8 protein-coding genes and 2 tRNA genes are annotated in these 10,358 nt (G+C 66.4%); 7 read left to right on the plus strand and 3 right to left on the minus strand.

Annotated elements, in window-relative coordinates:
* Nucleotides 1-56 precede the first annotated feature (56 nt).
* The 7 genes from clpP to K0M70_RS00550 all read left to right on the plus strand — a co-directional run bounded on the left by clpP (nucleotide 57) and on the right by K0M70_RS00550 (nucleotide 7,331).
* Complete coding sequence (gene clpP / locus K0M70_RS00520) at nucleotides 57-680, plus strand: ATP-dependent Clp endopeptidase proteolytic subunit ClpP (RefSeq protein ID WP_290777850.1); 624 nt, start codon at nucleotides 57-59, stop codon at nucleotides 678-680.
* A gap of 114 nt (nucleotides 681-794) precedes the next feature.
* Nucleotides 795-2,081, plus strand: a complete 1,287-nt coding sequence (gene clpX / locus K0M70_RS00525) for an ATP-dependent Clp protease ATP-binding subunit ClpX (protein WP_290777853.1) — start codon at nucleotides 795-797, stop codon at nucleotides 2,079-2,081.
* 135 nt (nucleotides 2,082-2,216) lie between these two features.
* Nucleotides 2,217-4,652, plus strand: a complete 2,436-nt coding sequence (gene lon, locus K0M70_RS00530; protein ID WP_290777856.1) for an endopeptidase La — start codon at nucleotides 2,217-2,219, stop codon at nucleotides 4,650-4,652.
* Nucleotides 4,653-4,777: 125 nt separating this feature from the next.
* The gene (locus K0M70_RS00535; RefSeq protein ID WP_290777859.1) at nucleotides 4,778-5,131 is read left to right on the plus strand and encodes an HU family DNA-binding protein; all 354 of its coding nucleotides are present in this window, start codon (nucleotides 4,778-4,780) and stop codon (nucleotides 5,129-5,131) included.
* Nucleotides 5,132-5,142: 11 nt separating this feature from the next.
* A tRNA-Val gene (locus K0M70_RS00540) sits at nucleotides 5,143-5,217 on the plus strand.
* Between the two features lie 16 nt (nucleotides 5,218-5,233).
* Nucleotides 5,234-5,310: transfer RNA gene (locus K0M70_RS00545), tRNA-Asp, on the plus strand.
* Between the two features lie 83 nt (nucleotides 5,311-5,393).
* Nucleotides 5,394-7,331, plus strand: coding sequence for a SurA N-terminal domain-containing protein (locus K0M70_RS00550; protein WP_290777862.1), 1,938 nt, complete (start codon nucleotides 5,394-5,396; stop codon nucleotides 7,329-7,331).
* A gap of 66 nt (nucleotides 7,332-7,397) precedes the next feature.
* Here the strand turns inward: K0M70_RS00550 and K0M70_RS00555 are convergent, their stop codons facing one another.
* The 3 genes from K0M70_RS00555 to gloB form a co-directional block, all read right to left on the minus strand.
* Entirely contained in the window at nucleotides 7,398-8,189 is a 792-nt protein-coding gene (locus K0M70_RS00555) for an enoyl-ACP reductase (protein ID WP_290777866.1), read from the minus strand.
* A gap of 93 nt (nucleotides 8,190-8,282) precedes the next feature.
* On the minus strand, nucleotides 8,283-9,470 hold the full coding sequence (locus K0M70_RS00560; RefSeq protein WP_290777868.1) for a transglycosylase SLT domain-containing protein: 1,188 nt from the start codon (nucleotides 9,468-9,470) through the stop codon (nucleotides 8,283-8,285).
* Complete coding sequence (gloB, locus tag K0M70_RS00565; protein WP_343211183.1) at nucleotides 9,467-10,237, minus strand: hydroxyacylglutathione hydrolase; 771 nt, start codon at nucleotides 10,235-10,237, stop codon at nucleotides 9,467-9,469. Before gloB ends, K0M70_RS00560 begins: the two co-directional genes overlap by 4 nt.
* Nucleotides 10,238-10,358: the final 121 nt, after the last annotated feature.

Genomic DNA, 10,358 nt, shown 5'->3' on the forward strand with positions numbered 1-10,358 from the left:
TTGGCCGAGTTGAGGCGTCCGGTCGCCTGAGGCGACCCCAACGGAGGAACGCGCGAATGGATCCGATCAAGGCCTTGAACCTGGTGCCCATGGTGGTCGAACAGACCAGCCGCGGTGAGCGGGCGTACGACATCTATTCGCGCCTCCTGAAGGAGCGCGTCATCTTCCTGGTCGGTCCGATCGACGACTATGTCGCCAACGTGATCGTGGCGCAGATGCTGTTCCTCGAGGCCGAAAACCCCGAGAAGGACATCAGCCTGTACATCAATTCGCCGGGCGGTATCGTCACCTCGGGCATGGCGATCTACGACACCATGCAGTTCATCAAGCCCGACGTGAGCACCATCTGCATCGGCCAGGCCGCCAGCATGGGTTCGTTCCTGCTGGCCGCGGGCGCCAAGGGCAAGCGCTACATCCTGCCCAGCGCGCGCGTGATGATCCACCAGCCCCTGGGCGGCTACCAGGGCCAGGCCAGCGACATCGAGATCCACACCCGCGAAATCCTGACCCTGCGCGACCGCCTGAACAGCACGCTGGCCAAGCACACCGGCCAGCCGATCGAGCGCATCGCCAAGGACACCGACCGCGACAACTTCATGGACGCCGAGGCCGCCAAGGCCTACGGCATCGTGGATGCGGTGCTTGACCGCCGCCCCGACGATTCCGTCCAGGCCGCCTGACCCACGCTCACACGCCGTCTTCACGCCCCGTCCCGGCTCCGTCCGGTGCGGGGTTGACGTGTTCCGGCCTGTGATATTCTCGATCCAGACCCATTCCATCAGGGCAGCGAAAGCATGACCGAAGACCGCCAGGGCCGCACCGGCGACAGCACCAAGATCCTGTACTGCTCTTTCTGCGGGAAGAGCCAGCACGAGGTGCGCAAGCTGATCGCGGGCCCCAGCGTGTTCATCTGCGATGAATGCGTGGAGCTGTGCAACGACATCATCCGGGAAGAGCTGGAGGAGAAGGCGCACGCCGCCCGCAGCCACCTGCCCAAGCCGCGCGAGATCCTCGAGGTCCTGGACCAGTACGTCATTGGCCAGCACCGGGCCAAGAAGACGCTGTCGGTCGCCGTCTACAACCACTACAAGCGCATCGAAAGCCGGATCAAGAACGACGACATCGAACTGTCGAAGTCCAACATCCTGCTGATCGGGCCGACCGGCTCGGGCAAGACCCTGCTGGCGGAAACGCTGGCGCGCCTGCTCAATGTGCCGTTCACCATCGCCGACGCCACCACGCTTACCGAAGCTGGCTACGTTGGCGAGGACGTCGAGAACATCATCCAGAAGCTGCTGCAGAAGTGCGACTACGACGTCGAGAAGGCGCAGTCGGGCATCGTCTACATCGACGAAATCGACAAGATCTCGCGCAAGTCGGAAAACCCGTCCATCACCCGCGACGTGTCGGGCGAGGGCGTGCAGCAGGCCCTGCTCAAGCTGATCGAGGGCACCGTTGCCTCGGTGCCGCCGCAGGGTGGCCGCAAGCATCCGCAGCAGGAGTTCCTGCAGGTGGACACGCGCAACATCCTGTTCATCGTCGGCGGTGCGTTTGCCGGCCTCGACAAGGTGATCCAGGCGCGCAGCACCGATTCGGGCGGCATCGGCTTCGGTGCCAAGGTCAAGTCCAGCGAGCGCAAGATCGAGATCGGCAAGCTGCTGGCCGAAGTCGAGCCCGAGGACCTGATCAAGTTCGGCCTGATCCCGGAGTTCGTCGGCCGCCTGCCGGTGGTTGCCACGCTGGAGGAGCTCGACGAAGCGGCGCTCATCAAGATCCTCACCGAGCCCAAGAACGCCATCACCAAGCAGTTCAAGAAGCTGTTCGAGATGGAGGGGGTTGAACTGGAGGTTCGCCCGGATGCGCTGATGGCCATCGCCAAGCGTGCGCTCAAGCGCAAGACCGGCGCCCGCGGCCTGCGCACCATCATGGAATCGGTGCTGCTGGACACGATGTACGAGCTGCCGTCCCTGGAGAACGTCAGCAAGGTCGTGGTGGACGAGTCGGTAATCAACCATGCCACCGAGCCCTACCTGATCTACAGCACCACGCAGCCCGCGCCCAAGGCGGCCTCGGGCGACTGAGGAAGCGTCGCAAGCTGTTGAAAAACGGGCCGGTCTTTCCGGCCCGTTTTTTTTGCGCCCGAAAAACTTGCAAGCCCCCCCCGTGGACCCCATAACCTGACACAGGAAGGGGCATTGGCCCCGGAGGAGTCCTCCATGAACGACAGCACCGTCATCCCGCACCGTCTCGACCTGCCCGTGCTGCCCCTGCGCGACGTGGTGGTCTACCCGCACATGGTCATCCCGCTGTTCGTCGGCCGCGACCGGTCGATCAAGGCGCTGGACCTGGCCATGGCCGGCGACAAGCAGATCCTGCTGATAGCCCAGAAAAGCCCCGACACCGACGATCCGGCCGCGGAAGACCTCTATCCGGTCGGCACGCTGGCCCAGGTGCTGCAGCTGCTGAAACTGCCCGATGGCACCATCAAGGTGCTGGTGGAGGGTTCGGCGCGCGTGGCGATCGACGGCTTTGGCGAACGCGACGGTGCGCTCACCGCCACCGGCGTTGAAACCGACTCCGTGCATGAGCGCGACGAGCGCGAGATGGAGGTCACGCAGCGCTCGCTGATGACCCTGTTCGAACAGTACGTCAAGACCAACCGCAAGCTGCCGCCGGAACTGCTCACCACGCTGGCCGGCATCGACGACCCCAGCCGCCTGGCCGACACCATTTCGGCCCACCTCGGCGCGCGCCTGTCCGACAAGCAGCAGCTGCTGGAAACCCTGGAAGTAGGGCGGCGCATGGAGACGCTGATCGGCCTGGTGGACGGCGAGATCGACGTGCAGCAGATCGAGAAGCGCATCCGCGGCCGGGTCAAGTCGCAGATGGAAAAGAGCCAGCGCGAGTACTACCTCAACGAGCAGATGAAGGCGATCCAGAAAGAGCTTGGCGAGATCGACGACGCGCCCAACGAACTCGAGGAGCTGGCCAAGAAGGTCGCTGCCGCCGGCATGCCCAAGCCGGTGGAAGCCAAGGCCAAGGCGGAGCTCAACAAGCTCAAGCAGATGTCGCCGATGTCGGCCGAAGCCACCGTGGTGCGCAACTACATCGACTGGCTGGTGGGCGTGCCGTGGAAGAAGCGCAGCAAGATCCGCAAGGACCTCAACGCCGCCCTGGAAGTGCTCGACGCCGATCACTACGGCCTGGAAAAGGTCAAGGAACGCATCCTTGAATACCTCGCGGTGCAGCTGCGCGTGAAGCAGATGAAGGGCGCCATCCTGTGCCTGGTCGGCCCCCCCGGCGTGGGCAAGACGTCGCTGGGCCAGTCCATCGCCAAGGCCACGAACCGCAAGTTCGTGCGCATGTCGCTGGGCGGCGTGCGCGACGAGGCCGAGATCCGCGGCCATCGCCGCACCTACATCGGCTCGATGCCGGGCCGCATCGTCCAGAACCTCAGCAAGGTGGGCACCAAGAACCCGCTGTTCATGCTCGACGAGCTGGACAAGATGAGCATGGATTTCCGCGGCGACCCGTCGTCGGCGCTGCTGGAGGTGCTCGATCCCGAGCAGAACCATTCCTTCAACGACCATTACCTGGAAGTGGACCTGGACCTGTCGGAGGTGATGTTCGTCGCCACCGCCAATTCGCTCAACATCCCGGGGCCGCTGCTCGACCGCATGGAAGTGATCCGCATCCCCGGCTACACCGAGGACGAGAAGCTGCACATCGCCGAAAAGTACCTCATTCCCAAGCAGCTCAAGGCCAACGGCATGAAGGAAGCCGAGCTCAAGATCAGCGAAGGCGCCGTGCGTGACATCGTTCGCTACTACACGCGCGAATCGGGCGTGCGCAACCTCGAGCGCGAGGTTTCCAAGATTTGCCGCAAGGTGGTCAAGGAAATCGCGCTGGCCGGCCCGCGCAAGGGCGGCAAGCCGATATCGGTCAGCGTGACGCCCAAGAACCTCGACAAGTACCTGGGCGTGCAGCGCTTTGATTTCGGCCGCGCCGAGCAGGAAAGCGAAGTGGGGCTGGTGACCGGCCTGGCCTGGACCGAGGTGGGTGGCGACCTGCTGCAGATCGAGGCGTCGCTGCTGCCGGGCAAGGGCCAGTTGATCCTGACCGGGCAGCTGGGTGACGTGATGCAGGAGTCGGCGAAAGCCGCCTACAGCGTGGTGCGTTCGCGCAGCGAGCGCCTGGGCCTGGACACTGAATTCCACAACAAGTTCGACACCCACGTGCACGTGCCCGAGGGCGCGACGCCCAAGGACGGCCCGAGCGCCGGCATCGCGATGGTGACGGCCCTGGTGTCGGTGCTGTCGGGCGTACCCATCCGTTCCGACGTGGCGATGACCGGCGAGATCACCCTGCGCGGTCGCGTGCTGCCCATTGGTGGCCTCAAGGAAAAGCTGCTGGCGGCGCTGCGCGGCGGTATCCGCACGGTGATCATCCCGGAGGAAAACCGCAAGGACCTGGCGGACATTCCCAAGAATGTCACCCAGGGCATGAAGATCATCCCGGTGAGGTGGATCGACGAGGTGCTCGACATAGCCCTGGTGCGTGCGCTGGCGCCCGGGTCGAGCCAGGAGCCGTCGCCGGACAGCACGGGTGAGACCGGTTCGAAAGAGGGTGTCGGAGCGTCGGTGACGCACTGACGGCGAAGGCACTGCCAGGCCGGAAAGCCCCGAAATATCTGGCTTTCGCGTATTGCGTGGGTAAAATGCGGCTGGTATAAATCAACGCTACCGCCGCGCCGGCTGCTGCCGGGCGGGGTGGCACAATGGATCGGGTCTACACCAGGCCAATGCCGGGTACATCCGGTTTTTCGAAATGCGAGCCTCGCTCGCTCAGGGAGTCAATAATGAACAAAGCCGAATTTACGAGTGCCGTCGCCGATGGCGCCGAGCTGACCAAGGCTGACGCCGGCCGTGCCGTCGACGCCATGATTGAAGTGATCAAGCAGGCCCTCAAGAGCGGCGAAACCATCACTCTGGTGGGTTTCGGTACGTTCTCCGTCCGTGAGCGCGCCGCCCGCCAGGGCCGCAATCCGCAGACCGGCGACACCATCAAGATCAAGGCTTCAAAAAATCCTGCGTTCAAGGCTGGCAAAGCCCTGAAGGATGCTGTAAACTGAGCGTCTTGTAAGGGTGCTTAGCTCAGCGGTAGAGCGTCTCCCTTACAAGGAGAGGGTCGGGGGTTCGAAACCCTCAGCACCCACCAAAGCAGTTGAAACAGCGGAGTGGTAGTTCAGTCGGTTAGAATGCTGGCCTGTCACGCCGGAGGTCGCGGGTTCGAGTCCCGTCCACTCCGCCATATCCTCGAGGGCGCCCCACAAGGGCGCCTTCGTTTTTTCCGGCCCAGGAAAGCCCGGGCCATCAACCAACGGCATAGCCCACATGCTCCAGAACATTCGCGAAAAGAAATGGATGGCCTTCGCCATCCTGGTCCCGGTGATCATCACCATGGCCTTCTTCGGCATCGACTCCTACTTTTCCAGCAGCGTCGACACCTATGCGGCCAAGATTGATGGTCCCGCGAAGTTCGGCATCTGGGGTGGGCAGCAACAGGAAATTTCGCAGGACCAGTTCCGCCGCCGCTACGACCAGCTCCGCCTGCAGCAGCGCGAGAGCCAGGGCGATTCGTTCGACAGCGAGGCGTTCGAGTCCCTGGACAACAAGCGCAACGTGCTGGACGCAATGGTCGACGAAGCGCTGTTGGGCATGGCGGCCGAGCGCGACGGCATCACCGTCGGCGAGGCGCAGGTGGCCCAGCAGCTCAAGGAAATGCCCGAGTTCCAGGTCAACGGCGTCTACAGCGTCGACCAGTACCGCCTGGCGCTTGCCGGGCAGGGCCAAACCCACGCCCAGTTCATGGCCGCGATGCGGGCCGACCTGGCGCGCCGCACCATCCCCAGCCAGATCGTGTCTTCCGCCATGGCCAGCAAGGCCGAGCTCGAGGCGTTCCTGGCGCTGAGCCAGCAAACCCGCGACCTGTCGCTGTTGGACCTGCCGACGCCGGCGCTGCCGGCCGAATCGACCACCGACGAACAGCTCAAGGCCTGGTACGACACCCACCTTTCTGACTACCGCAGCGAAGAAACCGTTGTCATCGACTACGTCGAGATCGACGGCGCCACGCTGGACGCGCCGGCAAGCGCCGACGAAGCGACGCTGCGCGGCCTGTACGACACCTACAAGTCCCGCTACGTCACGGCGCCCGTCCGCGTTGCCGCGCACATCCTGGTGACGGCCGCGGCCCCCGCCGCCCCCCCCCCCGCAGCCCCTGCGCGCGAACGCGCCACGGCGCTGGCCGCCAAGGCGCGCGAGCCCGGCGCCGACTTCGCCGCTATCGCTCGCGAAAGCTCCGACGACCTGGGCTCGAAGGCCGAGGGCGGCAACCTGGGCGCCATTGCGGAAGGTGACATCGGCGAGGAGTTCGAGGCCGCGCTGTTCGCGCTGACGCAGGTGGGGCAGGTGACCGACCCGGTGCGTACGCCGGCCGGCTGGCACGTCATCCAGCTGCGTGAACTCACGCCCGGCAGCGAGCGCCCGTTCGAAGACGTGCGCGGCGATCTTGAGGCCGAATACGTGGCCAACGAGCGCGAGCGCGTCTTCAGCGACCTCAGCGGTGTCTTGATCGAAGGCGTCTACAAGGATCCCACGGCACTGGCGCCGGCAGCCGAGGCCGCGGGTCTGAAGGTAAACCGCAGCCAAGCGTTCACCCAGCGCCAGGGCGACGGCATCGCCGCCATTGCGCAGGTTCGTGCGGCGGCCTTCGCCGACGCCCAGAAAACCGAGCGCCAGGTCAGCGACGCCATCGAGATCGGCCCCAACCACGTGGTGGTGCTGCATGTGGTGGACCACCAGCCGGAGGCCGCGCTGGCCTTCGACGACGTGCGCGACCGGGTGCTGGCCGACTACAACGCCGATCGCCTGGCCAAGGCGTCCAAGGCCCAGGCCGATGCGATGCTCAAGCGCGCGCTGGCCGGCGAGTCGCTGGATGCCCTGGCCACCGAGGCCGGCCGCACCGTCGCCACGCTGGCCGCCACCGGCCGCCGCGCGAACCTTCCGCCGCGCATTCTGGAAGTCGCGTTCGGACTTTCCGCGCCCGCTGAGGGCAAGCCCAGCATCGCCATCGCCGAGATCGCGCCCGACCGCTTCGCCCTCGTGGCCGTTACCGCCATTACCGCCGGCGACCTGGGCACGCTGGACGACGCCACCCGCGAAGCGCTGCTCGAGCAGTTCTCGCAGGCGCGCGGAGTGGTCGAATACCAGGACTACGTGAAGGCGCTGCGCCGCCAGTACACGGTCAAGGTGGCTGAAGACCGCCTCTGAGTTCCTTCGCAGGCACAAGAAAAGGCCCGGGATTCCCGGGCCTTTTTTGTTGCCGGTGACGCAGGTTCAGGCGTCGCCGATGCCGGTCATGCCCAGGATGTTGTAGCCGGCGTCCACGTAGGTGATCTCACCGGTAACTCCGGCGGCCAGGTCCGAGCAAAGGAACGCGGCCACGTTGCCCACGTCCTCGATGGTGACGCTGCGCCGCAGCGGCGCGTGCGCTTCGACGTGCCCCAGCATCTTGCGGAAGTTGGCGATGCCGGCCGCGGCCAGCGTCTTGATCGGACCTGCGGAAATGGCGTTGACGCGGGTGCCTTCCGGCCCGAGGTTGAGCGCCAGGTAGCGTACGTTCGCCTCCAGGCTGGCCTTGGCCAAGCCCATCACGTTGTAGTTGGCCAGCGCGCGCTCGGCGCCCAGGTAGCTCAGCGTGAGGATGCTGCCGTGGCGACCGGCCATCATGGGCCGTGCGGCCTTGGCCAGGGCGGCCAGGCTGTAGCTGGAGATGTCGTGGGCGATGCGGAAGTTCTCGCGGGTCAAACCGTCCAGGAAGTCGCCTTCGATGGCCTCGCGCGGCGCGTAGCCGACCGAATGCACCAGAATGTCGAAGCCGTCCCAGCGCTTGCCCAGTTCGCTGAAGACGCTGGCGATCTGGTCATCGTCGCTGACGTCCAGCGGCAGCACGATGTCGGAATGACAGTCGGCGGCGGCGCCTTCCACCCGCGACTTGAGCTTGTCGTTCTGGTAGGTGAACGCCAGCTCGGCGCCCTCGCGGTACATCGCATCGGCGATGCCGCTGGCGATCGATCTTTGGCTGGCGATACCCACGACGAGGGCGCGCTTGCCGGTCAAGAATCCCATCTGTTCCTCCCGATGCCGCCAAGACGGCGGCGCAAAGTAGCCTAGTTTGAACCGCGGTGGGCCATACCGCCAAGCATGGTGGCCGGCCCGGGCTCAGGGTGCGAGGCGCAGCACCTGGCCGGGTCGCAGGATGGATTTTGCGTTGAGCCCGTTGATGGCGAAAAGCCGCGCCAGCGGCACGCCCTGGCGGGCGGCAATCCGGGACAAGCTGTCGCCGCTGCGAACGACATAGGTGCGCTCCGCTTCCGGACTTTCCGGCAGCGTGGTGATTTCTGGTGCGGCCGTGCCCGACATCAGCGACGCCAGCGCAGTGGCGGGTGCCAGCACCGTGCGCGGCGCCCCGGCAACGACCCGCCCCTGGCGGAAGCCGGGGTTGAGCTTGCGCAGGCTCTGGGCGTCCACGCCCATGCGCACGGCGGCCTGGTCCAGGCTCTGCACGCCGTCGGGCAGGTTCATCCGCACCAGAGGCACGAAGCGCGCATCGCGCGGCAGGGACAGGCCGTGGCGCTCGGGTTTTTCGAACAGGCAGGCAAGGGCGTGCAGCTTCGCCACGTAATCGTAGGTGGTGCGCGACAGCCCGCGCGGCAGGTGGCTTTCGCCGGACACGCGGCGGTCGCCGCTGCTGCGGAACGCGCGCACGATGCGGTATTCGCCGGCGTTGTAGCCCATCGCCATCGCCCGCCATTCGCCGTCGAACATCGTGTCCAGCGCCACCAGGTAGGACAGCGCGGCATCGGTGGACTCGATGGGCGAAAGCCGGCCGTCATAGCCGGGCTGGATGAGGATGCCGTGGTTGCGCGCGGTGCTGGCGATCATCTGCCACATGCCCGCCGGCCCGCCGGGGCCGATGGCGTCCGGGCGGTACCAGCTTTCCACTATCGGCAGCAGCGCGAACTCGCCGGGCAGGCCCTTGCGCTCGACTTCCTCCACCACGTAGCCCATCAGCGGCAGTATCTGCCCGATCTGGCGGGCGAAGTTTTCCGGGTAGCCGGCGTAGCGTTTGCGCCAATGGCGGTTCTGCTGGCCCTTGACGCAGATGGGCGCCGAGAAGCGCGCGGTCATCCGGTCGAAGACTTCGGCGCCGGTGTCGATCGGGTCGGGTGCGACCACGGCGGGCCTCACCGGTTCCACCTTCTTCACCACCGGTGGAGCCGGCTTGAGCCGCACTTCGGTCGCCGGCTCGCGTGGATCGTCGATGTCGGGCTTCACCTGCGGCTGGCAGGCCGCCAGCGCGAGCGTCAGCGCAAGCAGGCCGATACGTTGGCTCGGGGATGGCGTCATGGTTTGAAGGTGTCCTTCCATTGGCGAAGCGCACCGAATGCCTCGGCGCGATCCCTCGGCGGCCGGCCCAGGTGCTGGGTCAGGCTCGCCTGAAGGCCGGGCTGGTCGATGCGCAGGAACGGGTTGCAGTCGCGCTCGCTGCCCAGCGTGCTGGGCAGGCTGGGCAGGCCACGGGCGCGCAGGGCCTGCACCTGGGCCAGGCGCTGGTCCCGCGTGGGGTTGTCGGGCTCCACGGCGCGCGAGAAGCGCCCGTTGGCCTCGGTGTATTCGTGGCCGCAGCACACGGCGGTGTCGGCCGGCAGCGCCGCCAGCCGCTCCAGCGACGCCAGGAACTGGGCCGGCTGGCCTTCGAACATGCGCCCGCAGCCCAGGCTGAACAGCGTGTCGCCGCAGAACAGGTGTCCTGCCCCGTGGAAGGCGACGTGGCTGAGCGTGTGGCCCGGTACGCCGATCACGTCCAGGGTCACGTCCAGGGCGTCGACCCGCACCCGGTCGCCGTGGGCGACGCGCGCGGTGGCGGCCGTGATGCGTTCGTCCTCAGGGGCATGGCAGGGGATGCCGAACCTGGCGGCGAGCATCGCCGCGCCGGCGACATGGTCGGCGTGGTGGTGGGTCAGCACGATCGCCACGGGCTTGAGGCCGTCGGCGGCGGCCTGCAGCACCGGCCCGGGCTCGCCCGGGTCCACCACCAGGGCTTCGCCGCATGGGGGTGCGAGCAGCCAGATGTAGTTGTCTTCGAAGGCGGGCAGGGCAATGGCACGCAGCACGGGATGACCTGGGGCGCGCTTTTGACGCAGAATCGCGACCATGCCCCCGGCTCCCGTCCGACGTCAACCCGACCCCGCCCCCGATGCCTGGTTCCGCGCAGACGCCCCGATGCGCCTGCTG

This window comes from Arenimonas sp., assembly GCF_019459675.1.
Lineage (GTDB): Bacteria > Pseudomonadota > Gammaproteobacteria > Xanthomonadales > Xanthomonadaceae > Arenimonas.